Source organism: Paenibacillus sp. FSL L8-0340, assembly GCF_038593145.1.
Lineage (GTDB): Bacteria > Bacillota > Bacilli > Paenibacillales > Paenibacillaceae > Paenibacillus_AQ.
Map to the genome: position 1 here is coordinate 2923874 of NZ_CP151967.1, position 22598 is coordinate 2946471.

The 22598-nt window shown below is 46.6% G+C and carries 26 protein-coding genes; 24 read left to right on the forward strand and 2 right to left on the reverse strand.

The genetic code is table 11. The features are described from left to right. The first annotated feature begins 43 nt into the window (after positions 1 to 43). The 11 genes from NST07_RS12960 (at position 44) to NST07_RS13010 (ending at position 9737) form a co-directional block, all read left to right on the forward strand. A complete protein-coding gene (locus NST07_RS12960; protein WP_341092222.1) occupies positions 44 to 817 on the forward strand; it encodes an NAD(P)-dependent oxidoreductase in 774 nt (257 codons plus the stop codon). A 55-nt stretch (positions 818 to 872) separates the two neighbouring features. Then, positions 873 to 1067 carry a hypothetical protein gene (locus NST07_RS12965; RefSeq protein WP_038590093.1) on the forward strand — a complete coding sequence of 65 codons (195 nt, stop codon included), beginning with the start codon at positions 873 to 875 and terminating at the stop codon, positions 1065 to 1067. A gap of 145 nt (positions 1068 to 1212) precedes the next feature. Then, complete coding sequence (locus NST07_RS12970) at positions 1213 to 1782, forward strand: putative ABC transporter permease (RefSeq protein ID WP_342481704.1); 570 nt, start codon at positions 1213 to 1215, stop codon at positions 1780 to 1782. A gap of 305 nt (positions 1783 to 2087) precedes the next feature. Further along, positions 2088 to 2561 (forward strand): NUDIX domain-containing protein, encoded by a 474-nt coding sequence (locus NST07_RS12975; RefSeq protein WP_341092227.1) that lies wholly within the window; start codon positions 2088 to 2090, stop codon positions 2559 to 2561. 24 nt (positions 2562 to 2585) lie between these two features. Further along, positions 2586 to 2984 (forward strand): DUF2809 domain-containing protein, encoded by a 399-nt coding sequence (locus NST07_RS12980; protein WP_342481705.1) that lies wholly within the window; start codon positions 2586 to 2588, stop codon positions 2982 to 2984. Positions 2985 to 3226: 242 nt separating this feature from the next. Next, a complete protein-coding gene (locus NST07_RS12985) occupies positions 3227 to 3952 on the forward strand; it encodes a response regulator transcription factor (RefSeq protein WP_341092231.1) in 726 nt (241 codons plus the stop codon). Further along, positions 3949 to 5043 (forward strand): sensor histidine kinase, encoded by a 1095-nt coding sequence (locus NST07_RS12990; protein ID WP_341092232.1) that lies wholly within the window; start codon positions 3949 to 3951, stop codon positions 5041 to 5043. The genes NST07_RS12985 and NST07_RS12990 overlap by 4 nt, the downstream gene beginning before the upstream one ends. 138 nt (positions 5044 to 5181) lie before the next feature. Continuing rightward, positions 5182 to 5958: an ABC transporter ATP-binding protein gene (locus NST07_RS12995; RefSeq protein ID WP_341092234.1), complete on the forward strand. Its 777-nt coding sequence runs from the start codon at positions 5182 to 5184 to the stop codon at positions 5956 to 5958. Next, positions 5933 to 7288 (forward strand): FtsX-like permease family protein, encoded by a 1356-nt coding sequence (locus tag NST07_RS13000; protein ID WP_341092235.1) that lies wholly within the window; start codon positions 5933 to 5935, stop codon positions 7286 to 7288. Before NST07_RS12995 ends, NST07_RS13000 begins: the two co-directional genes overlap by 26 nt. Continuing rightward, positions 7285 to 8796, forward strand: coding sequence for a serine hydrolase domain-containing protein (locus tag NST07_RS13005; RefSeq protein WP_341378257.1), 1512 nt, complete (start codon positions 7285 to 7287; stop codon positions 8794 to 8796). Before NST07_RS13000 ends, NST07_RS13005 begins: the two co-directional genes overlap by 4 nt. Before the next feature lie 149 nt (positions 8797 to 8945). Next, complete coding sequence (locus NST07_RS13010; protein ID WP_038590118.1) at positions 8946 to 9737, forward strand: lipid II flippase Amj family protein; 792 nt, start codon at positions 8946 to 8948, stop codon at positions 9735 to 9737. A 61-nt stretch (positions 9738 to 9798) separates the two neighbouring features. Here the strand turns inward: NST07_RS13010 and NST07_RS13015 are convergent, their stop codons facing one another. Beyond that, positions 9799 to 10611: a hypothetical protein gene (locus tag NST07_RS13015; protein WP_341092237.1), complete on the reverse strand. Its 813-nt coding sequence runs from the start codon at positions 10609 to 10611 to the stop codon at positions 9799 to 9801. A gap of 249 nt (positions 10612 to 10860) precedes the next feature. Here NST07_RS13015 and pgsA point away from each other — a divergent pair, with 249 nt between their 5' ends. Genes pgsA through lepB form a run of 4 tightly spaced genes read left to right on the forward strand, consistent with a single transcriptional unit; the run spans position 10861 to position 13282 of the window. Next, positions 10861 to 11451 carry a CDP-diacylglycerol--glycerol-3-phosphate 3-phosphatidyltransferase gene (gene pgsA / locus NST07_RS13020; RefSeq protein ID WP_342481706.1) on the forward strand — a complete coding sequence of 197 codons (591 nt, stop codon included), beginning with the start codon at positions 10861 to 10863 and terminating at the stop codon, positions 11449 to 11451. Between the two features lie 16 nt (positions 11452 to 11467). Beyond that, positions 11468 to 12334: an SDR family oxidoreductase gene (locus NST07_RS13025; protein WP_341092240.1), complete on the forward strand. Its 867-nt coding sequence runs from the start codon at positions 11468 to 11470 to the stop codon at positions 12332 to 12334. A 30-nt stretch (positions 12335 to 12364) separates the two neighbouring features. Further along, positions 12365 to 12766, forward strand: coding sequence for a DUF4265 domain-containing protein (locus NST07_RS13030; protein ID WP_341092241.1), 402 nt, complete (start codon positions 12365 to 12367; stop codon positions 12764 to 12766). Positions 12767 to 12787: 21 nt separating this feature from the next. Next, positions 12788 to 13282 carry a signal peptidase I gene (gene lepB / locus NST07_RS13035; RefSeq protein ID WP_341092243.1) on the forward strand — a complete coding sequence of 165 codons (495 nt, stop codon included), beginning with the start codon at positions 12788 to 12790 and terminating at the stop codon, positions 13280 to 13282. 3 nt (positions 13283 to 13285) lie between these two features. Here lepB and NST07_RS13040 read toward each other — a convergent pair whose 3' ends face one another. Beyond that, positions 13286 to 13591: a Dabb family protein gene (locus NST07_RS13040; protein ID WP_341092245.1), complete on the reverse strand. Its 306-nt coding sequence runs from the start codon at positions 13589 to 13591 to the stop codon at positions 13286 to 13288. A gap of 199 nt (positions 13592 to 13790) precedes the next feature. Between NST07_RS13040 and NST07_RS13045 the strand changes: the two genes are divergently transcribed. From NST07_RS13045 to NST07_RS13085, 9 genes are all read left to right on the forward strand, one after another. Then, positions 13791 to 14252: a hypothetical protein gene (locus NST07_RS13045; protein WP_341092247.1), complete on the forward strand. Its 462-nt coding sequence runs from the start codon at positions 13791 to 13793 to the stop codon at positions 14250 to 14252. A 161-nt stretch (positions 14253 to 14413) separates the two neighbouring features. Continuing rightward, complete coding sequence (locus tag NST07_RS13050) at positions 14414 to 15448, forward strand: HD domain-containing phosphohydrolase (protein ID WP_341092248.1); 1035 nt, start codon at positions 14414 to 14416, stop codon at positions 15446 to 15448. Positions 15449 to 15651: 203 nt separating this feature from the next. Next, a complete protein-coding gene (locus NST07_RS13055; RefSeq protein ID WP_038590140.1) occupies positions 15652 to 16392 on the forward strand; it encodes a GTP pyrophosphokinase family protein in 741 nt (246 codons plus the stop codon). A gap of 102 nt (positions 16393 to 16494) precedes the next feature. Continuing rightward, a complete protein-coding gene (locus NST07_RS13060; RefSeq protein ID WP_341092250.1) occupies positions 16495 to 17169 on the forward strand; it encodes an HAD family hydrolase in 675 nt (224 codons plus the stop codon). Between the two features lie 87 nt (positions 17170 to 17256). After that, on the forward strand, positions 17257 to 17811 hold the full coding sequence (locus NST07_RS13065) for a YfiT family bacillithiol transferase (RefSeq protein ID WP_342481707.1): 555 nt from the start codon (positions 17257 to 17259) through the stop codon (positions 17809 to 17811). 186 nt (positions 17812 to 17997) lie between these two features. After that, positions 17998 to 19590: a sensor domain-containing diguanylate cyclase gene (locus NST07_RS13070; RefSeq protein ID WP_341092254.1), complete on the forward strand. Its 1593-nt coding sequence runs from the start codon at positions 17998 to 18000 to the stop codon at positions 19588 to 19590. A 182-nt stretch (positions 19591 to 19772) separates the two neighbouring features. Continuing rightward, positions 19773 to 20504 (forward strand): cupin domain-containing protein, encoded by a 732-nt coding sequence (locus tag NST07_RS13075; protein ID WP_341097639.1) that lies wholly within the window; start codon positions 19773 to 19775, stop codon positions 20502 to 20504. 149 nt (positions 20505 to 20653) lie between these two features. Then, the gene (locus NST07_RS13080) at positions 20654 to 21337 is read left to right on the forward strand and encodes a response regulator transcription factor (RefSeq protein ID WP_341378265.1); all 684 of its coding nucleotides are present in this window, start codon (positions 20654 to 20656) and stop codon (positions 21335 to 21337) included. After that, positions 21334 to 22593, forward strand: coding sequence for a HAMP domain-containing sensor histidine kinase (locus NST07_RS13085; RefSeq protein WP_341092257.1), 1260 nt, complete (start codon positions 21334 to 21336; stop codon positions 22591 to 22593). Before NST07_RS13080 ends, NST07_RS13085 begins: the two co-directional genes overlap by 4 nt. Positions 22594 to 22598 lie beyond the last annotated feature (5 nt).

Below are 22598 nucleotides of genomic sequence, written 5' to 3' on the forward strand. Positions count from 1 at the left end.
TAATAATGCATAGGATAGTAGGCTGGAAAGGGGCTTGAAACTAATGAAACGCAAACTCTTGCTAACAGGAGCGGCTGGAAGAATTGGCAATACACTCTTCAAGGGGCTGAAAGAAAGCGGCAGATATGATGTTGTAGGAGCGGATATTCAAGCGGACGAAGAGCAAGGGATCGTTCAGTTGGATATCGCGGATGAAGACCGGCTGGAAGAGCTTACCAAGGGTGTTGATACGGTACTCCATTTTGCCTGGATTAAGGATAATGACGATTTCCTCGGTAAGGTGCTTCAAGGCAATGTAGGGAGTGCTTACAAATTATTTGAGGCGGCTGTACAGAACGGTGTGCGGCGCATTGTATTCGCCAGCTCTAATCATGCGACTGGATATTACAAGACCGATGAGAAAACAGGTCCAAGTGACCCTTACCGGCCGGACAGCTTTTACGGGTTAAGCAAATGTTATATCGAGCTGCTCGGCCGCCTATACTCAGACCAAGGCAAAATCTCTTCGCTGAATATCAGGATCGGCAACTTTCCCGGAGACGACCGCCCCCATTCGGAACGGGCAGGACATATCTGGATCTCTGAACGCGATTTGCTGCAATTAGTAGAATGCTGCATTGAGGCGGATGAGGAACTGAAATATTTGAATCTGTATGGGACCTCTGCGAATACTGACAACTATTATACCATCGGGTATCTGGAGGAACTGCTCGGATACAAGCCTCAGGATGATGCGGCTGAGCTGCTAGAACAGGCCAAGGCAGAAGGCAAAAATGTACGTCAGGATGAAACGGAATATCAGGGAGGGGTAAAGTAAGAGCATCGCAGATTTCTAGGGTCTCAAGCAATTTCAATTGCGGGGAGGAAATGAAATGCGTAGTCGGAACGAGAACGGCCGGTATCGGCAGAAACGCGGGGAAGCGCAGGCAGGCAACCTTGAGAAAAAGTACGGTTCGGACTTTGGTGTACGCAGCGATATGAAGCTGGAGACACTAAGAAGACAGACAGATGGCGAGTCGCTGACACCAATGCTCAAGGAACAGCATGTTAAGAATCTTAAAGAATAAACCGGCGGAGCGCCGGGGTCATATTTTGGTTTCTGGACATAACCCGCGAGGGTTATGTTTTTTTGCATAACAACAGTTCCAGAATGGCATACTAGCTCCCGAATATATGTGTGGTAATCCTCACAGGCAGGGGGCGGAACAGATCGTGATTACACCGGTGCTACCGCTGGACAGCTATGCAGCTGTTGCAGTTGCGGGAGAATATTTCTTTTACTTTATGGTCTATTCCTTTATGGGCTGGGTGCTGGAAGGATCGTATAATCTCTATAGTCTGGGAACCTTTCGTAAAGAGGGGTTTCTGAAGGGGCCTTTTAAGCCGATGTACGGCTGTGCTCCGCTGCTCCTGCTGGCCGCCAAGGATTTACAGCTGCCGGTTCCGCTATTACTTGTGCTTGCGCTGATCATTCCTTCAGCAGTGGAGTATGCAAGCGGGTGGCTGCTGAAAGCTGCTTTTCACAGGCAATGGTGGGATTATAAGGAGCTGCCGTACCAGCTGCACGGGCATGTCTGCCTGAAATTCTCCTTATACTGGTGGGGGCTGGCTACAGCATGCATATACCTCCTCCAGCCAGTGATGGAAGGATTGTACACGGTCATTGAACCGTTATGGGGAATGGTGCTGCCGATGGCTGACCTGTTGTTTCTTGCTGATTTACTTTGGACTTGCCGGGTCCGGCGGCGGGGGCTGAAGGGGCTGGAGTTAGGGGAAGGTTAGAAATGAACAACTGAATCATGTTTCTCTCAGGAACGGCTATCTTCCCTATCGGGTAGGTCAAGCCGTTTCTTTCTTGTGTTTTCAGACAAGGAATCTCTGGCAGGGGTGTCAAATATAGAGACAGAGGATGATCAAATTACATCCTGACAGGAGGAATTATGAAAGGGATCATGAAATACAGTAGAACTATTATGCTGCCAATTATCCATGATGTCTACCAAGGAAGAGAAGATCAACATTATTTCCTTCCGCAAGGATGAGCTGTAGACTTAGTCTGGCAAGGTTACATAAAGGGGGAAATGAACATGCCAATCTCGGAATACTACCGTGCTTTGCGTGAGAAGACAGGCTCGGGGCTGCTGATGGTACCATCTGTAGCGGCAGTAATCAGAAATGACGACGAGGAGATTCTCTTTATTCGTAAAGGAAAAGAGCAGTTGTGGGGCTTGCCTGCCGGAGCCATTGAACCCGGTGAAACTCCATCCAGGGCGCTGCGCAGAGAGGTTTTTGAAGAGACGGGGCTGATGGTGACACCCGGGCGGATCATTGGGGTATTCGGCGGGGAGAAGTATGCATACCAGTACAGTAATGGGGACATGGTCGAGTACTCGGTAACAGTGTTTGAATGCTCGATTGTCAAAGGCACGCCGAGAAGCATGGACGGAGAGGCGGAAGAATTTAAATTTTTCAAGGAACAGGAGCTGCCCGAAATTGCCATCCCTTATCCCCGGGAGATTTTTATGCAGGATTCCGGTAACGGGCATGCGATATTTGAATAGAACGGGAATCCGGAAAGGGACAACATGAGAGCAAAACTTGCTTACAGCTTCGCTATGCTAATGATGATGGTGCTCGGATTCGGTTCCAGAGCATTTGCAGACCAGCTGCCGCTGTTTATCTCAAGACATTTTGGAGATGCGCTGTGGGCGGCGATGATTTACTTTGCCTTTCGCGTATTGCTTACCCGGCAACAACGGTGGATTTCAGTAGTGCTGAGTTTCGGCTTCAGCTTTGGCATCGAATTTAGCCAGCTCTACCAAGAAATATGGATTAGTGAGCTGCGTGCCACTTTATTGGGAGGATTAATTCTCGGCAAAGGTTTCCTCTGGGTTGATTTGATCAGATATTCAGCAGGGATTTTGTTTTCTTATGTGGCGGACCGCTTTGGCTGCGCAAGAATTCGTACTAAAAGGAAAGGGTAGGGTCGAGAACTGTTCAATCAGAGCCATCCTTATACCAATATTCAGTAGAAGCTTCTCCAAGCTGAAATCTTGATCTTCCTGCCAACTGGACGGATGATATCACAAGAAACAGAGCCACTCAACCCTGAGCGATTGTTAGCGCATGTGTTTCTGAAGGGGGCAAATACTCTTTATTCTTGTGTGTTTCAACATTTTGCTATACTAATAGTTGGCTTACAGGGAAAGCTTGAAGGAGGAATCGTATGTACCGGATTTTCATTGTGGAGGATGATAGTAAAATTAGTGCCCTTCTAAAAAGGAATATGGAGAAATACGGATTTGAAGCATCTTGTGTAACGCAATTTCGCGAAATAATTACTGAATTTGAGGCGTATGATCCACATTTGGTCATGCTTGATATTAATCTGCCGTACTTTGATGGCTATTATTGGTGCAGACAAATCCGTACACGCTCCAACCTGCCGATCATCTTCATATCTGCGCGGGCGAGTGAGATGGATCAGGTGATGGCCATAGAGAACGGCGGTGATGATTACATTACGAAGCCAATTCATTTAGACCTTTTAATCGCGAAGGTAAAAAGTATTCTAAGGAGAGTTTACGGGGATTATTCGGCTTCTAACGGGACTGTCTTGCTGCCCGACAGTGAATTTAATGCACATGGTTTACGACTGAATCTAAGCCGTAATGAACTTATATGGCAAGATCAGAAAACCCAGATTACAAAGAATGAGCAGTTGTTAGCTGAATGCTTCATGCAGCAATATGGAAGAACCGTCTCGCGGGATCAACTTCTGGGGAAGTTATGGGACAATGCACAGTTTGTCGATGACAACACGTTAACGGTCAACGTGACAAGGTTGCGGAAGAAGCTGGAGGAACTTGGTCTGCCTAATGCGATCACGACGGTTCGTGGTATGGGTTATAAACTGGCCCTGGGCGAGGAGCAGGGGGAGCTTGGCTCATGAGATTGCGATCGGTTGCTTTATTTTTTCGTGATCGGCTAATTTTTGTATTATCTACGTTTGCAATTATTGGGGTTGGTGCCTGCTTAATGCTGCTGGAAAATGCGCGTTATCCTGGAATGATGGATGAGAGCACGATTTTTTATTTTGTGGCTGCAGCTGCTTTTATTGGGGTACTTGGATTGGTTATTGACTATATTCGAAATCGTGAATATCACAAACAGCTCAGAAATGCGGTTGAAGGATCTGATGAATTACAGGCGGCAGCGATCGTGCAGTCAGCCGTTACGGCAGAGCAGCAGCTGGTCATACGCTTGTTAGACCGGCAAAACAGCGCTTATTTGAATAAACTTGGAGCATATCGCCGCCAGCAAGAGCTCCACAACTATTTTGTTCTGCAGTGGGTGCATCATATGAAGACTCCTTTATCGGTTATAGATATACTCTTGCAAGAAAGCCTGAAGCAGATGCCTTCTTCTGAAGAGGAGCAGAAAGAGCTTATTCTCAGTCTGCATGAAGAGGCTGATCGAATGACGAGAGGTCTGGAGATGCTACTGTATACTGCGCGTCTCGATAAGTTCGAAATGGATATTCATCTCAAAAAAGTCCCGCTGCACAATGTAATTCGTGAAGTTCTGATTGCACACAAGCGGCTTTGTATCCGTCATGCCGTAATACCGCAAATTGATGGTGAAGCATGGCCGGAAACGGATGAGAAGTGGATAACAGTCGTAATAAATCAAATAGTCAGCAATGCAATTAAATACAGCAAACACAAACAAGGCATGAAAAGCCTTGTTTTTCACTTAGAGCAGAATACAGAAACAGGTTGTAAAATTAGCATAACAGATGAGGGGAGCGGCATAGCAACGCACGATATACCACGAATATTTGATCCTTTCTTTACCGGTGAGAATGGGCAATCTGCAGGAGAATCGACGGGAATGGGATTGTATTTGGCGAAGCAGGTGTGCGGCAGACTAGGTCACGTACTATCGGTAACGTCGGAACTAGGCATGGGTACGACTTTTACAATCACTTTTCAACCTGAGAGCATACATATTCTAGGCGGAAAAACAGGAAAAAGCATGTAGGCTATGTGACAACTTTGTTATGTGTGAAGCGTGATTTTGTAATATAAATCGATGGGTTCAGCGAGCATGGCCCGCTATACTAAATTTTGTTAAGACAACAGACTATGCAGACTGAAACGGGGGGAGGAAAATTGAATAATGACTTTACTTGAAGCGCAGGGACTGAGTAAAATTTACAGCTCCAAAGGCAATGTTGTTTGTACAGCTTTACATGACATTGATTTACGTGTAGAAAGCGGCGAATTTGTCGGTGTTATGGGGCCATCCGGAAGCGGCAAGACAACGTTGCTTAATCTGCTCGCAGTAATTGATCGTCCGACGGCCGGATACATAGAAATTAACGGTATTGATCCGAGCAAGCTCAGCAATAAAAATTTGGCGTTTTTCAGAAGGCGCGAGCTTGGGTTCATCTTTCAGGATTTCAATTTGCTGGACTCGCTGTCCATCAAAGAAAACATTATCTTGCCGCTTGTATTAGAAGGGGTGGCCCCTAAGTTAATCGAACATAGATTGTATATGCTAGCCGAGCGGTTAGAAATTGCTAAACTGTTGAACAAACGTACGTATGAGGTGTCTGGTGGTCAGAAGCAGCGAGCGGCTATTGCACGTGCCTTCATTAATGAACCTTCGTTAATGCTTGCAGATGAGCTGACCGGCAATCTGGATTCGAAGTCGGCGAAGGATGTAATGGATTCGTTGAAGGAGTTGAACGAACAATGGAAGGCAACGGTGTTAATGGTGACCCACGACCCGTTCTCAGCAAGCTATTGCCAGCGTATTGTATTTATTAAGGACGGAAGAATCTTCACGGAAATTCGGCGGGGCTCCAATCGACAAACGTTTTTCCAACAAATATTGGACGCTCTGAGCGTGCTCGGAGGGAATTTTAATGACGTTCCGTTCGCTCGCGCTTAGCAACATTCGCGGCAACTGGCGGTCGTACAGCGCATTTTTTATGAGTTGTGTGTTCTCTGTAATGATCTTTTACATGTATGCAGCGTTTCTTGCTCATCCCGACCTCGCGAGTGGCCATATCTTAGGGTCTGTGAAAGTAAAACAGGGGATGTTGTTCTGCCAATACATTATCGTTGTTTTCTCGTTTCTGTTTGTACTTTATTCCAGTTCGGCGTTTTTGAAGTCGAGGAGGAAGGAATTCGGTCTTCTTTCTTTGTTTGGAATGACGCATCGGCAGCTTCTTATACTTATTATTTTAGAAAGTACAGTTATAACGATTATGGCCATTGGGGCTGGTATCGGCTTGGGCATTTTTTTCAGCAAGCCATTCTTTATGGCACTCGCTGTGTTGTTAGGGTTGAAAGATCCGATCCCGGTTGCCATACCGCTACGTTCGGTATGCATGACGGCAAGTAGTTTCTTCATGCTGTTCACACTCATTTCCTTGGGAACGGCGATACGGGCGGGACGTACGGAAATTGTTGTTTTGCTTAATGCAGCGGGCGGCTCGAAAGAGAAACTCGTTTATTCGCCATGGCTTGCTGTGCTTTCGGTCGTATGCATAGCAGCCGCATATACTATGGCTCTAATGTTAAATGCAAAGAACTTCAACATGCTGGCGCTGTATATTTTGCTTACCATTTTGCCTGGAACTTACCTGTTATTTACGCAGTTTAGTGGATTGCTGCTTCGATTTATCCAAAGTTGTACAGCCATATACTACAACCGAACGAATCTGATCGTATTCGCTCAGCTTGACCAAAAGCTGAAGGAGAATGCACGAATGCTGTTTATTGTATCGATTTTAAGTGCGGTTATTTTAACGGCCTCCGGTACGATTTATATGCTTGGACTTGCGGTGCAACTGGACGATATCAAGACGCAGTATGATGATGCCCAAGGAGTGATATCGCTAACGATGTTTATTGGGGTGTTCATCAGTTTGCTGTTTTTCATAGCCTCCGGCAGCTTGATTTACTTTAAACTGTTTACGGAACTGCAGGAAAATCAGGCGCAATATAAGGCGCTGACCCGAATAGGGATGTCTTCAGGCGAGCTTCGGAGAATTGTTGTTACGCAGACTGGTATTCTATTCTTTGTGCCCTGTCTCGTCGGCATCGTTCATGCGCTAGTCGCTCTCAAAGCACTAGACAACCTGCTTATGGTATCCAATTGGGTTTATTCGTTCGTCATCATCGGCATTTATATGGCCATGCAGACGATTTATTTCCTAGTTGCCTGTAGTAGCTATATGAAAATCATAAATTTGACCAAGGAGCATCAGTTATGAAATCGTCATTAAAAATAGTTGTTATAATGATCGCTATTCTTCTTCTGTCGACTAGCGGTTATTCACAGACTACAGCTAACGCCGACTCAGGCGAATCAAATAAAAAAATACAGAAGATCGAACACTTTGTAGAAGAACAAAGAAGTAAGAGTAAAACTCCGGGAATCTCACTAGTCATTGTAGAGAAGGGGAAAACGATATATCAGAAAGGTTTCGGTTACGCGGATGTAAAGACAAAAAAACCAGTAACCGGTGATACTTTATTTGAAATAGGTTCAACAACGAAAGCTTTCACTGGTCTGGCCATTTTGAAATTGGAAAAAGAGGGGGTGTTAAAACTAAACGATGATGTAAAGAAGTATATACCGTGGTTGGAATTAACTTATAATGGTGAGCCGCAAACAATCACTCTAAATCAGCTCCTTCATCATACTAGCGGAATAGCAGCGAATACAATAGCCCGCATTCCTGAAGGTAATACAAATGAAACGTTAGAACTAACCGTTAAAACATTACTGGATCAGCAGCTAAATCGGAAACCGGGAAGCTCCTTCGAATATGCAACAATTAATTATGATGTATTGGGACTCGTGATCGAGAGTGTAACAAAGATGCCTTATGATATTTATATGAAGCAGCATATTTTAGAACCGGTCGGAATGAAGGATTCGTTCGTTGGGCTGCATCAATCCCAGTCCAAAGAGCTGGCTACCGGATATAAAATAGGATTTATGAAAGCACAAGCCTACTCACCACCAATATATCGAGGGAATATACCAGCTGGATATATTATCAGTAATGCGAACGATATAGCGAAATGGATGAATCTGCAGCTAGGCACTGATCCGGGCAATGTTATGGATAAACAGCTAATAAAAGAATCACATGTTCCTGACCGAACTGTAGAGCCTTTTGATGTGGATACTTACTATGCCAGCGGATGGGGAATCCAGACCAAAAAAGATAAACAATATATATCTCATGCCGGAGAGAATCCGACATATACATCGTACTTCATTATGCAGCCCGATGAACAGGTAGGGGTAGCCATCCTGACCAATATGAAAACGAGTTTTACAACTGCAATAGGTCAAGGCGTTATGGATTTGTGGGAAGGAAAGGACGTAACCAGCAATCCCTCTGACAGCTACCAAAATTTAGACCGAATCTTAACAATTGTATGTTTAGTCGTCGGCTGTTTGGGTGTTTTATTCATAGTCTTAATAATAAGAATCATGGTGAAACTCGCTCAAAAACAACGGATTTGGATAAAGTTAAATGTAAAAAGGACCTTGCTGCTAGTACTACATACACTGATCATTGCGGCAGGTTTAACATTAATTATCATGTTTCCGAAAATTTTACTTGGAGGATTGCCTTGGCCATTTATAAAAGTATGGGCTCCTACTACGATTTGGGTGACTTTTTGTAGTGCTATAGTCGTATGCATCATCTATTATATCTTTGGATTAATGCTCATTTTTTCAAAGAAAATGAAAATATCATAAAGTCAAAGTAAGCTTGTTCAAGAGGTACGAGAACTTTGGGATGGACGATTCGATCCACCCGGGCTCTCGTTTTCTTGCGTAATTTCAAACACCTCAGGAGGATGCAGAATGAACTAGATAAATTATATAAATGGAGATGATTTCGACAAATGACAAACAGTCTAATCGTGGTATGCCTGCTGACAATGATCATTCATACGGCAGAAACCCTGTCGTATTCCGTTCGCTTTGCCGGAGTGAAGCTGAACAAGATCGCCATAGCATTATCGTTGACCGGAATTATTGTACTAGTATCCAGAACGGCTAATATGATCCAAGCACCGCTTACCGCCAAATTTGTTGACTTTGCCAAAACACACCCGGATTTTCCCTTGATCAATTATTTGCGGATCATCATGCTGGCTTCATCGCTTGGCACTTTGATAGCGATTGCCATATTCCCTACCTTCGTGGGCCTGTTTGGAAGAGTGATTTCCAAGCTGGAGGTGGAAGGCTCTATTCCGAAGCTGCTGACCAGCGTCACCATCGGCCAGCTTAAGAACACGCGGAAATATATCAAAAAACCGAAAATAAAACTGCCCAGCTTCAGATATCTAGGCATTCCCAAACGTTTTATTATCATGAATATCTTTGTTACTGCGTTCTATACCGTAGGGGTGCTCTCCTCATTATACGCGGCGCATTTATCGCCAGAGTTCAGCACAACCGCCTCTCAAGCTTCAGGACTTATCAACGGGCTGGCTACAATCCTGCTGACCATCTTCATTGATCCGCAGCTTGGCATTATCACGCACAAGGCTACGGAGCATTTGGAATATCGCGACCAGTTGGGAAAAATCTATGTACTGCTGATGGGCGCACGTTTCCTCGGAACCTTGCTGGGCCAGCTTGTGCTCGAGCCTGCTTCTTATTTCATCAGCTGGCTGGTACAGCTGATATAATGCACAGCCACACTGCGCCGAAGCAGGCGTTGCAGTGTAGCTGTTTCTTTGGACAGCAGCTTTACTTCGGAATCTTGGATTCCGCTGTCCGGAGCGCAGCCGATATCTTCTGCTCCCAGCTGTACATCTGCTGAACCATGACGCGTATTTCGCTCATCTTGGCATAAGACAGCTTCATCCCCGCAGCGGCTGCAACAGCGTCTCCTGCTTTGACAGCAGCTTTATAACGTTTGTCAGCTTCAGAGCGTATAGCTTGCAGCTCGCTTACTTTTTTGTTCTCCGCAGTAATTTGCTTCCGCAGTGCAGAAACCGGGGCAAGGGCATCCTTTGCCGGTTTGATTTTGGCAGCGGTAGACTTCCGCGCTTCAGCAAGGGCTGTAGTCTTCACTTTGATCTCCGCACGGGCAGCAGTTGCAGATGTCTTCAGTTTATTGCGCTTCAGATTCAAGGAAGCGGCAGACTTCTGATTATTGGCTTTACGGGCGGCTGAAGCCTGCTTGCCGAGTGTCGTGTACTGTTCCAGTAACGGTGCATGCTTCTTCTGCATCGCTTCGGCCTCGGATTTCAGTCTGTTGAGGAGCGTCTGGTTAATGGACTGAAGCTGCGAATTAATCGCGGAAAGCTCGCTGGTATTTTGTTTGCGGAGCGTCTGATTCCTCGGAATTTCAGCCTTAAGCGTAACCTGCAGTCCGGTGTAATCTTCATATAAATCATGAAATTCTTCCAGCGCGGAGTCCCAGTCTCCTGCTGCTGCGGCCAGCGGACTATTGCCCGTAAGGAGCACTAATACAATTAGCAAACCGGCCAATCTTCTGAAATAAACGGGCACTGCCCTTCTGTTCCTGGAGCTTTCCTTGCCTGCCGGATAAATCATCTTCTTCATCTCCTGTCTGAATTCGCGTTAAAGCGTACAAAAAAAGCACCCCCAAGAAAGGCATTAATGCCTGTCCTGCGAGGTGCTTCGCCCGCTTCAACGTGTATATTTGTTACTCACTATAGCTTGAAATTAATGGATAGTCAAGAGTCAAATGGAACGACAGTTCGTTTTATTGATTTGACTACATTTCCAGATATAACCTATTCTATGATATGATGAGTGAAAGAATATACAAGGAGGGCGTAGATGAATCTGGCGAATAAGATAACCGTGACGCGCATATTAATGATTCCGGTTTTTGTAATGCTGTTTCCTATATATCCGGATGGGTTAGTCAGCAAATTAGCTCTTCTGCAGCATATTGATGAGTATGGAGTTTATTATGCTGCAGCCGTATTTATTCTTGCCTCGGTTAGAGATAAACTGGACGGTTATATTGCAAGAAAATATAATCAGATTACGAACCTTGGCAAGCTGCTGGATCCGTTGGCCGACAAGCTGCTGATCTCGGCAGCATTGATCTTAATGGCGGGCCGGCACGATATCGCTGCCTGGGTTGCCATTATTATGATCGGCAGAGAGTTTATTATAACAGGGATCAGAATGACGGCATCTGCGCAAAAAATCGCCCTGCAGGCCGATAAGTCCGGAAAACTGAAAATGGTATTTCAAGTGGCGGCGATCTCCGCAGTCCTGTTAAACAATTGGCCACTCAGCCTCATCACGGCTATCCGCATTGATCAGATGCTAATATACTGTGCGCTTGTCCTGACTGTCTATTCGGGTTATCTATACATAAAGAACAATTACCGTATTCTGAAGCTTGATCAACATTGAACAGCAGGAGGTATATGTGATCCACGCTAACAAACAGCCCTATGACCAAATAGCGCTTATCACTGGAACCTCCAGCGGGTTTGGGATGCTCAGCGCGCTTACCCTTGCGGAGAAAGGATATCAGGTTATCGCTTCTATGCGGGATTTAAGCCGCAAAGACGAGCTGGTGCAACAGGCTGAGCAAGCCGGAGTTCTAGGGCAGATTCATCTGGTAACAATGGATGTGACAGATACGGCATCCATTGAATCGGCTGTCTCGGAGATTATTGAGAAGTTCGGCAGGGTCGATGTTTTGGTTAACAATGCAGGTTTTGCTGTTGGCGGCTTTATGGAGGAAGTAAGTATGGAGGAGTGGCGCCGGCAGATGGATACCAACTTTTTTGGGCTTGTGGAGGTCACCAAGAACATCATTCCCCTGATGCGCAAGCAGCAGACGGGCACTATTATTAATGTCAGCAGCGTGAGCGGACTGTTCGGATTTCCCGGTTATGCACCATATGCTGCTTCAAAGTTCGCGGTTGAGGGCTTCAGCGAAAGCTTGCGCCAGGAACTGTTGTCATTTGGCATCAGAGTTGTGCTGGTGGAGCCCGGATCTTTCCGCACGCCTATCTGGGGCAAAGGGATTACAGGAATTCAGAGCCTGGCCGATTCACCGTACAAGGAGAAGCTGGAAGAGGTGCTGCGCTATTCCCGGAGAACCGCAGAGACGGCTCCCGATCCCCGGCAGGTGGCTGAGCTGATCGGGCGTATTGCCGCAATGTCCGCACCGAAGCTCCGCTATCCGGTTGGGAAAGGGACAAGAACCCTGATTCTCGGTAAAATGCTGTTGCCCTGGAAAACGCTGGAGCGCATCATCGCCCGGTCGCTCGCAAAACTGAAATAAGCTATACATCATAAGAATTGGGGTGTGACCATGCCGGATACCGTGGGGCTGCACATATGCTTCGACGAGCTTGGCCGTGAGATTGAAATCCTTGATGTGACCCCGGTAGCACGGGATAAATACCGCATTGAAGAGACACCGATCTTTAACCCGGGTATCGTGCTAGGCGACATCATCAGAGTGAAAGAGAAGCAGGGTATTTCATATTACGTGGAGACGGTGGAAAAATCCGGGTTCAGAAGATATGCCTGGCTGCTCAGCAAGGAAGCGGCAAGCTCGAAGGAAATCCGGGATATGAAGCAGCGCATCGAGGACGACGAGGGGAGAACGGAGCAGATCTTCGGCGGTTTGCTTGTCATCCATATGCCCCATAACTCTGGGATTGATGTCGAGGGCGAAATGGCCCGGATTATTGAACGATTTGAACTCTAAACTAATCAACTGAGGTGGCAAATGAAAAAGTTTCTGAAGCAATGGGTGCCCAGTATCCTAATCGGGGTTGTCCTGTCCTTATTTATTCGTACTTATGTAGCTGAGGCGATGCGCGTGCCTACCGATTCAATGGATCCAACGATCGAGGTTAACGACCGTCTTGTCGTAGAGAAAATGCTCTGGCTGACCACGCTCAAACATGGTGATATTGTTGTGTTTATTCCGCCGGTAGAGGGCGTGCAGAAAAAATACGTCAAACGGCTGATGGGATTGCCGGGAGACACCGTTGAGATTAAAGATGGAGCTTTGTTCAGAAACGGTGAGAAGATCGACGAGCCGTATCTTAAGGAAACGATGAACTATACTTTCGGACCGGTCACCGTCCCTGCAGACCACTACTTTTTCCTCGGTGACAACCGGAATGTCAGCTATGATGCCCATTTGTGGCCGACGCCTTTTGTGGCCAAGGATAAGTTGATCGGCAAGATGCTCGTCGATATCAGTGATCTTTTCTAACCGTTACTTAGCGATGGGATAATCAACAACTACGACATTTTCAATAATCCCCTCAAGCAGTTCAACAAAATGGCGGTGTGCCGGATGCGGCCCGTATTGGCGGAGGGCTTCCTGATCTGTAAAGGTCACGCGAAGCCCTAGTGTGTATCCATGCATATTCTCAGTCTCTTCCGTGACATTTACACCTGCCGTAAGGTCCGCGATCCCCGGTATTTGGTCCTTTAAACCCAGAAGTGTCTGCATCAGCAGCGCTTCTTTTTGTGGTTCATAATGCTCATTGAATCTAAAAATAACGAGATGCTCGAACATGCTACATCCTCCTCAAAGTTTTGTGAGCAACCGCTTCATTGTTTAACTTCATCACAAAACTATTTTGGAAGCAAACGCTTAGTTTTGTGAGCAATCGCTCCATAGTTTAACTTCACACAAAACTGCTTCGGAAGCAAACGCTTAGTTTTGTGGAGAGCAGTTAAAGTATACAATACCCGTTTCGTGAAAGGAGTACATTATGCCGGATACTTTTGCAACAAGCATCAAATTTCCCTTAGCTTTAAGATCAATGCTGAGTATGGTTTTCGTGATCGTCATAGAAATATATATGATTCATATAAATTCAGCTAACACGGCTCACTCGCACCCCGCACTTAGCTATTTCGTAGTAACTTGGCTCTGCGTCTGCGGTTTGCTGCTGCTGTTTTTTATGTTTCAAGCGTTGCGGAAGGCAACTGAAATCAAATGGGGGAGAGAGTCCATCTTTCTCCGAAATAGAAGGCTGTTGCCGGGAGAGATTAAGTGGATTATGATTGATGGTCCTTTAATCGGTATTATGCCAAGAGGCAAACGTATCGTACCTTTCAATCTATGCTTCAGATTTATGGATGACCGGGAGCAGGCGATGAAGGAGTTGACCAGTTGGGCTGAAGTAAACGGGATCCAGCTAAAATACAAAAGATTTTTAAAATGGATGTAAAATCATACAGGTGGGTGGCTAAAGTAGGGGGTACATTTGAACTATGCCGGCGGCGTGAATGCGACTTTCACCATATTGTTACTTTGAGCACTTTTGACTATGATCAAGTAAAGCTCTGGGAATTTATTGATTCCTGTACATAAGAAGGGGTGCTGATACTTTTGAAAGTACATGTCACAGATCTCAAAAATGGCGATTGCCTTATCACGGACACTTTCAATAGTCTGGGCCTGCATGTTCTCCCTAAGGGAACTGTCGTAGAACGGGAGGAAATTACCATCCTGATGCGGCACAAAATAGATTATGTGGATATTGAGGCGCGCTTGCTGTCCCGTGATGGGAAAGATGCGGATTTAAACCACGGTTTGAATGAGGATTTTGATCTCGCGATACAAAATTACGAATCTATTTTTATGGAGGCGCTGGCTCAGGGAAGCTTTAGCCCGTCCATGGTGGACGGCACACTGCGGCCGCTGCTGGAAACACTGGATGCGCAAAAAGATGTGGTTTCTCTGCTGCTCCTCCTTGACCGGGACGATATTGACACTTATCAACACTCTTTGCTGGTCGGGATGCTGTCTTATTATATTGCTTCCTGGCTTGGCTATTCCAAAGAGGAACGGTACATGATCAGCCGTGCCGGCTATCTGCATGATATCGGCAAGAGCCAGGTGCCATTGTCCATACTGAATAAAGTTGGACTGTTGAACGCTATCGAGGAGGACGAGCTGAGACGCCATACTTCCCACGGCTACGATATCATCCGCAGTTCTATGAAGGATGAAGGTACGGCGCTGGTAGCACTGCAGCATCATGAGTTTGAGGATGGTTCAGGTTATCCGAACATGATCCGTAAAGGTGAAATTCACCCGTATACCGAAATCGTCACTGTAGCAAACATTTACATGGGACTTACAACTTCGCGACTGAACCAGCCCAAACAGGGATTGGTTACCGTGCTGCGCCAAGTGCATGAGATGGGTTTCGGCAAGCTGAACGGTAATGTAGTACAGGCTCTTACAGGACATATGCTGCCAGGCTTCGTAGGCAAGAATGTCCGGCTTAGCAACGGGGAAATAGGCACTATCGTAATGAATAATCCGCTGGATATGTTTAAGCCGCTGGTAAAAGTGAACGAAACGTTCAGAGATTTGTCACGGGAGCGCAGCCTGTCGGTTGAAGAGGTATTTATCTAGAAGGTATTGGGTATCACCAAGCCAGCTCATAGCAAAGGTTATCTGATAGGGGTCTGTAGCAGATCCCGTCAGATAGCCTTTTTGTGCGTCGCTGGATTTGAATTCAGCCGGTAGATTGGCTATGATGAATGAAAGATTACTATAGGGAACGGCAGCCGAATGGACATGCGGGACTTGTAGAAGTTAGAAGAGGAGAACTAATTATGAATGTCGACAACAACCAGATGGAGAATTTAAAACAGATCAAACACGAATTGACCCGCTTTATGATGATTTATAGATTCGCTCTGGAGGAAATGGAGACCAAGATTGAAATTTTGAAACAGGAGTTTCAGATCCTTCATGACTACAGCCCGATAGAGCATACCAAATCACGGATCAAATCCCCGGAGAGCATTATGAGTAAAATGCTGCGCAAGAACAGTGAGCTTTCGCTGGCTGCTGTGAAATCCAGCATCAAGGATATCGCCGGCCTGCGAATCACCTGCTCTTTTATCTCGGATATATACAGTGTCAGTGAAATGCTGCAGAAGCAGGATGATCTGAAGGTGCTTGAGGTTAAGGACTATATTAAGAATCCGAAACCAAACGGGTACCAGAGCCTGCATCTGTTAGTGGAGGTTCCGGTATTTCTGTCGGACTGCACAGAGCTGGTATGTGTTGAAGTGCAGATTCGTACAATTGCGATGGACTTCTGGGCTAGCCTTGAACACAAAATTTTCTATAAATACAGCCAGTCGGTACCTGAACATCTGACCCGCGAACTCAAACAAGCTGCCGATAAAGCAGCTGATCTTGACCTGCAAATGGAACGCCTGCACCGCGAGATTCAGGAGATTAAGGACGCCCAGGAGGACGATTCCTTTGAAGAGCTGCGCCGGATCATCCTTAACAACCAGCAATTACATCTGCCCGCCGATTTCATCAAGCTGTTAGGGAATTAGTCATAGTCTAAGCAGTGCTGATACTTATAGCATGTACATATATTTACTGGAATTCACCGGCAGTGTTCGTGACTGCACGCTTTAATGTGTAGGAGGAAGTTCATGAAACCATATAAAGTAGTTAGCCTGGATATGTTTCAAACGCTGGTAAATATTCAGGGGCGGACGGGAAATGTGTGGAAGCCGATCCTGCAGGAGCGCTTTAGCGAGGAACGGGCGGCAGAGCTTGGCGGGCTGCTGTTAAGCTACTATTACAAGGCCGCCACAACAATCCGCGATTCCGGGGTCTACTGGACGAGCAAAGAGATATACAGCGACAGCTTCCAGAAAGTGTTTCAGCAGGAGGCGATGGAATATGATTACCTGCAGGCAGTAGATGTATTATTTGCTGAACACCGTTTGTCCGAGTTGTATGAGGAGACGGAGCATTTTTTGCAGCGGATCACTGGAGAATATCAAGTGTGTATTGTCAGCGATACAGATGTGGAGATGCTTCCCGATTTTTACAAGAGTTATCCAATCAGGCTGTTTACTTCAGAAGAGTACCTGTCGTATAAGAATGACAGCCATAACCGGATGTTTGACGAGGTTATTGCGCATTATGGAGTAGAACCCGGACAGATTATCCATATTGGTGATTCTGTTTCGGATGTGCTGGGAGCGGCAAGAGCGGGCCTTAAGGCCTGCTGGCTTAACCGGAATCAAGAGGTCTGGAACCATGAGGTGAAGCCGGATTATACGGTGGAGAATTTAGACGAGTTTTACGATTTGCTGTAAAGCTGTGCGACTTATGCACGTAAAGGAGGGGCCGTTTTGGTTTCTCCTTTTTATCATTAAAGTTATAGGAAGGGTAGGGACATTATTATGGGGGACTATACATCAACAGATCAGGAAATGGATCGTTTGCGCTACCCTATCGGAAGGTTCGAAGCGGCAGAATGCCGGACAAGCGAAGCACGGAAGCAGTCGGCTCAAGATATCCGCCAGCTGGCGGAGGTCTTAAGCAAAGCAGTAGAGCCGCTGACACTGGAGCAGCTGAACACACCCTACCGGCCAGGCGGGTGGAGCGTACGGCAAGTGGTGCATCATCTGGCAGATACGAATATGTATTCCTATCTGCGTTTTAAGCGGGGATTGACTGAGGATGCCCCCGAGATACCTTCGTACCGGCAGGACTTATGGGCGGAACAAAGCGATTATCTGGAGGAGCCCATTGAATCTTCTCTTCAGCTGCTGAAGCACCTCAACGGGAGATTTGCGCTTTTGCTGGATGCAATGCACGAAGCGGACTATAATCGAACCTTTGTAAGTCTGGGACTCGGGACAATGACGCTCGATGCGGCAGTCCAAAGATATGTATGGCATAACCGTCATCATACCGCTCAAATCAGCTCATTGGTACTTCGAAGTGGCTGGTAATCGGCTCAATTAAAAAGAGCAAGTGGCCGGGGAATACGTCCCGCCGCCTGCTCTTAAATTTTGTCCGGCCAGCAGCGGCTGAAGTGCCGGCAGGTGCGGAAAATGGAAAAAAAATGCAGGTAGACTCTGTTTCGCATTCGTTTATAATTAGTACAAATAGGCTCGCGAATACAAGGAGGTTTAGGAATGTCTTTACCACGGGGAGCAGATGCCCGGTCCAAAAAGAAGCTTAGTCTGACTTGGCTGCTTATTGCCCTGGTAACACTCGTGTTTCTGCTCACAACAACGATTTTGCTCATCGGTTCATATGAATCCAAGAAAAAATCACTGATGGAAACTACACTTAATCTGAATCTGTCCAATGCCGAGAGAATGAGCAAGACAGTAGATTCACTTTTTCGTTCCATGCGCAGCAGTCTGTTGTATAGCGCAGATCAGATTTCCAAGCTTGAGACAGCACAGCCGGGGGCTATTGACCGCTATTTAGAGCTAATGCGCAACAGCAGCAACTATTTTAATTCGATAATTGTGATAAGCGCTGACGGCGTGGTTCTTAACAATTCACCTGCATCGCTGGGGATCGTCGGGCAACCGATAGTCTCTCCTCCGGTCAAGGAGGCGCTGCGGTTAAAAAACTCATATTTATCCGCACCGTACACCACCATCTCAACGGGAAGAATGCTTTTCTTTATGAGTGAGCCGCTGTACAGCGAAGACAAGGGATATCTTGGAGTGCTCGGAGGCACCGTCTATCTGCAGGACTTCAATATCCTCAATATGATTTTTGGGAATAATAACATAGATGATTCCGGTTCATATTACTACATCGTCAGCTCTGAAGGGCATGTGCTGTTCCATCCCGATAAAGGGCGGATGAATGAAGATGTTAGCGCTAATAAGGTGGTACAGAAGCTGATGAACGGTGAAAGCGGACAAATGGAGGCGCCAAATGTAAAGGGGCAGTCCATGCTAGCCGGCTTTTCTGCCGTTCCGGCGAATGGCTGGGGAATTGTCGTTGTATCACCTGTAGATTTCATTCAGGAACAACTAATGGCCCATATGCGCAAAATTCTTGCTTATACGATTATTCCTTTTGTAATTTTGCTGATATTTGTTTTTCTGCTGGCCCACCAGTTGGCCAAACCCTTCGTGTTTCTTGCTGACCTGGTGAACAAGATGGGCAAAGACAATATCGGGGTGCCTGAACTGAAATCTCATTGGAACCGGGAAGCAGATCTACTGACCCAAGCAGTCGTTATGGCCTGGAAAGATATCCAAAAGCAGAATGATCAACTGGCCCAGGAGGCGATGACCGATCTGCTGACAGGACTAGTGAACCGAAGATCACTGGAAATCAGTATGAATCAGTGGATCGCCGCGCGAATGGCTTTTTCTTTGATCGTTCTGGATGTGGATAAGTTCAAATTTGTGAATGATACGTACGGCCATTTGACTGGAGATGAGGTGCTGCGCCAGGTAGCCCGAATTCTCATGGCCAATGTCCGTCCAGGAGATATATGCTGCCGTTTCGGCGGAGAGGAATTTATTGTGCTGCTTCCAAGGACAAAGGCTGAGGATGCTTATATCGTCGCCGAAAGAATCCGCAAGACATTAGAAAAAAGCGAGGTTCCTCTGGCTATGCGGGTAACCTCATCTCAGGGAATTGCCCATTATCCCACGCACGGTGTCTCGCTGGAAGAGTTGCTGGGACAGGCGGACCGGGCACTTTACGCAGCCAAGAATAGAGGCAGAAACCGGACCATTATCGCCGGTGAATAGGTACTGGCATCTTCCAGAGTGGAGGATGCTTTTTGTTATATAAGATACGCAAGTCTTTATCCGCCAGGGGCCTAAGCTTGGAGAAAGAAAGTCGTCACCTGGGCCTGGGCGGAAACATATCCTACTGGAGAACGAATAAATAACGGCCAGCAGAAGGGAAGGATTGCAAAGTGACGTCATACATGGATTACAAGTCTCCCAATACACAGTTTACTTTTGATGTAAACAGCAATACAACGTTTAAGAAGGACGCCAATAACTATATCAATACCTTGTCGATAAAGGAATTGAACACCCTGGAGAATACTTCTCTGCTCGATATTTTCCTCAGCAAATCCAATGTCGTCGAACCGCATTATCATCAAAATGCTGCGGAGCTGGTCTATTGCATCTCAGGTGCGGCAGTGGTTTCCATAATCAATCCCTTTACGAATGAGCTGCTGCATTTCCCGATCTGCCCCGGTCAAGTAGCGAATGTGCCGCAGGGGTGGTGGCATTATGAGGTCGCAACGATGGATTGCACCCATCTGCTGGCTATCTTTAATGCACCTGTCCCGGAAGTAATTCTGGGTTCGGACATTCTGAGTCTCACACCGGCGAATGTACTTGCCCATACTTACTGTCTTAACGAAGCTAAAGTGAAGGATGCACTGGCTCCGCTTCAACCGGGTACCTTTATCGGACCGCCCGCGGACTGCTGTGAACCATCAAAGATGGCAGGTGAAAATATCGCAGCCCCTAATATGGCTCCTCACATGCCTATGCATGTTCCGCAAGCGCACTCCTTCGGGTACCAGCCATACTCCAATCCCGGCTATTATGGCCAGCCTTATGTTCAGCAGTATCACCAGCAGCCTTATGCCCAGGCCTATCCGGTTTATCAGAATGTGGTGAACCCTCCGGAGAATCTGTAAACTTATCTCACGTCCATCCAACTAAAGCCTCAGCGCTATCCTGAACCCGTCGAATTGACGGGTTTATTTATTTTGACTCTATTTTCATGGTATCGTAGAGAGGGAATAATACGCTTGTAAATTTTAACGATAGATGGAGATTATGCAAAATGAGATATGATGTCTTAATTGTCGACGACGAGGCCGTGCTGGCGGAAACTACCTGTGAGTATCTAAATATGTTTGAGGTTCGGACCGCTTATGTAACCAGTGCGGCAGAATGTGAGCGGTTTGTGCAGGAGCATGAACCGTCACTTATTCTCCTGGATATTAACCTGGGTGAAAGCTCGGGTTTTGATCTGTGCAAAAAACTAAGAGGGACACTGCAGATCCCGATTCTGTTCATAAGTGCCCGTTCCAGCGACGATGATATTCTGATTGCGCTTAATATAGGCGGAGACGATTACATCCATAAGCCCTATACACTCAGTGTGCTGCTGGCGAAAGTAAAGGCGGTGCTGAAGCGTTACGGTAACAAGGATCAAGCGGAACAGCTGATGTTTGGCCAGGTGCAGATTGATACCCAGCTCTCCCGTGTTCTCGTAAACGGAGAGGAGATCCGTTTCAAAACCATGGAGTACAAGCTGCTCTGTTATTTGGCACAGCATAAGAACCGGGTGGTGCCGAAGGAAGAGCTGTTCGCCAAAGTATGGGAAGATTCGTTTACCGGTGATGGAACGCTGAATGTGCATATCCGCCACCTGCGTGAAAAGATCGAATACGATCCCAACAGGCCGCAGTATATCAAGACCGTATGGGGAAAGGGTTACGTGCTGGAGGATAGTCCGCGATGAGGTCCAGGGGAGTGCTCCTGACCATGCTTGCCGTTTTTATTGCAGGAGTTGTTTTTTCGCTGTCCATCATCCTGAAAGGTATTGACACGAGGCTGGATATGGTTATGGCCAACGATGTGCTAAAGACCGTTGAGAAGAACTGGGAGCGGATTGAGCAAGGAGATTACAGCGGTGTCACGCAGCAATTCGCTATATTGGATCAAGAGGGCATATTGCGCTACCAAACGGCGGACGGAATGTTTACGGGGCTGAATGATGCCATCCGCAACAGGGATGCTATCTTTGACGTAACGGTGCAGGGAGTGACGGCAGGCAAGCTCATTATCCGTGAGGATTACAGCGTAAAGCTCCAGCAGAACAAGCACCAGCTGGCGACGGTCATCACGGTCAGCTTTTTCATGATGCTGGTATTGGGCGGGCTATATGCTTTATATTTGCAGCGGGCCTTTATCTCACCCTTCAAGAAACTGCAGGGTTTTGCACGGAACGTGGCCCGGGGTAATCTGGAAGTTCCGCTCAACATGAACAAAAACAATCCGTTCGGCGTTTTTACCGAAAGCTTTGACATTATGCGCGAACAGCTTGCTGCGGCCAGGAAAAGCGAATATGAAGCCAACCGCAGTAAAAAGGAGCTGGTGGCCAGCCTCAGTCATGATATAAAAACCCCGGTTGCTTCGATTAAGGCGGTCAGCGAACTGATGCTGCTTCGCGCAATGGACGCGAAGGACATACGGCAGCTGAACATGATTAACGCCAAAGCCGAGCAGATAGATCTTATGGTAACGGATATGTTTCATGCGACACTGGAGGAGCTGCAGGAATTAAAGGTTAAGGGAACTGAGGAATACAGCAGTATCCTGGATGATATCCTGCAAAATGCCGACCTGGATAACCGGATATTTCACGACCCGATCCCGGAGTGTATGATTTATGCGGATGCGCTGCGACTCCAGCAGGTTTTTGACAACATCCTTAGCAACTCCTATAAATATGCAAATACTGCGGTAACTGTTGTTACTTACCTAACCTCCGGTTATTTACAAATTGATATTATGGATTACGGCAAAGGTGTAGACCCGGATGAGCTGCCGCTGCTGTTCAACAAATTCTACCGGGGACAAAATATTACCGGTCAGGCGGGAGCGGGACTCGGTCTTTATATTTCCAAATACCTGATGAAGGGCATGCAAGGGGAGATTGAATGCAGCAATCGTGAAGGCGGCTTTACGGTCAGCCTGCGATTAAAGCTGGTGTAAACGAA

Coding starts and splice junctions, on each gene's coding strand:
- NST07_RS13015 (WP_341092237.1), bottom strand. CDS start 10,611: ATGATTTATCCGGCAGGCAAGGAAAGCTCCAGGAACAGAAGGGCAGTG.
- NST07_RS13070 (WP_341092254.1), top strand. CDS start 17,998: ATGTCTTTACCACGGGGAGCAGATGCCCGGTCCAAAAAGAAGCTTAGT.
- NST07_RS13065 (WP_342481707.1), top strand. CDS start 17,257: ATGGGGGACTATACATCAACAGATCAGGAAATGGATCGTTTGCGCTAC.
- NST07_RS13000 (WP_341092235.1), top strand. CDS start 5,933: ATGACGTTCCGTTCGCTCGCGCTTAGCAACATTCGCGGCAACTGGCGG.
- NST07_RS13030 (WP_341092241.1), top strand. CDS start 12,365: ATGCCGGATACCGTGGGGCTGCACATATGCTTCGACGAGCTTGGCCGT.
- pgsA (WP_342481706.1), top strand. CDS start 10,861: ATGAATCTGGCGAATAAGATAACCGTGACGCGCATATTAATGATTCCG.
- NST07_RS13010 (WP_038590118.1), top strand. CDS start 8,946: ATGACAAACAGTCTAATCGTGGTATGCCTGCTGACAATGATCATTCAT.
- NST07_RS12980 (WP_342481705.1), top strand. CDS start 2,586: ATGAGAGCAAAACTTGCTTACAGCTTCGCTATGCTAATGATGATGGTG.
- NST07_RS12990 (WP_341092232.1), top strand. CDS start 3,949: ATGAGATTGCGATCGGTTGCTTTATTTTTTCGTGATCGGCTAATTTTT.
- NST07_RS13085 (WP_341092257.1), top strand. CDS start 21,334: ATGAGGTCCAGGGGAGTGCTCCTGACCATGCTTGCCGTTTTTATTGCA.
- NST07_RS12995 (WP_341092234.1), top strand. CDS start 5,182: ATGACTTTACTTGAAGCGCAGGGACTGAGTAAAATTTACAGCTCCAAA.
- lepB (WP_341092243.1), top strand. CDS start 12,788: ATGAAAAAGTTTCTGAAGCAATGGGTGCCCAGTATCCTAATCGGGGTT.
- NST07_RS13060 (WP_341092250.1), top strand. CDS start 16,495: ATGAAACCATATAAAGTAGTTAGCCTGGATATGTTTCAAACGCTGGTA.
- NST07_RS13075 (WP_341097639.1), top strand. CDS start 19,773: ATGGATTACAAGTCTCCCAATACACAGTTTACTTTTGATGTAAACAGC.
- NST07_RS13055 (WP_038590140.1), top strand. CDS start 15,652: ATGAATGTCGACAACAACCAGATGGAGAATTTAAAACAGATCAAACAC.
- NST07_RS13045 (WP_341092247.1), top strand. CDS start 13,791: ATGCCGGATACTTTTGCAACAAGCATCAAATTTCCCTTAGCTTTAAGA.
- NST07_RS13005 (WP_341378257.1), top strand. CDS start 7,285: ATGAAATCGTCATTAAAAATAGTTGTTATAATGATCGCTATTCTTCTT.
- NST07_RS12965 (WP_038590093.1), top strand. CDS start 873: ATGCGTAGTCGGAACGAGAACGGCCGGTATCGGCAGAAACGCGGGGAA.
- NST07_RS12975 (WP_341092227.1), top strand. CDS start 2,088: ATGCCAATCTCGGAATACTACCGTGCTTTGCGTGAGAAGACAGGCTCG.
- NST07_RS13080 (WP_341378265.1), top strand. CDS start 20,654: ATGAGATATGATGTCTTAATTGTCGACGACGAGGCCGTGCTGGCGGAA.
- NST07_RS12960 (WP_341092222.1), top strand. CDS start 44: ATGAAACGCAAACTCTTGCTAACAGGAGCGGCTGGAAGAATTGGCAAT.
- NST07_RS12985 (WP_341092231.1), top strand. CDS start 3,227: ATGTACCGGATTTTCATTGTGGAGGATGATAGTAAAATTAGTGCCCTT.
- NST07_RS13040 (WP_341092245.1), bottom strand. CDS start 13,591: ATGTTCGAGCATCTCGTTATTTTTAGATTCAATGAGCATTATGAACCA.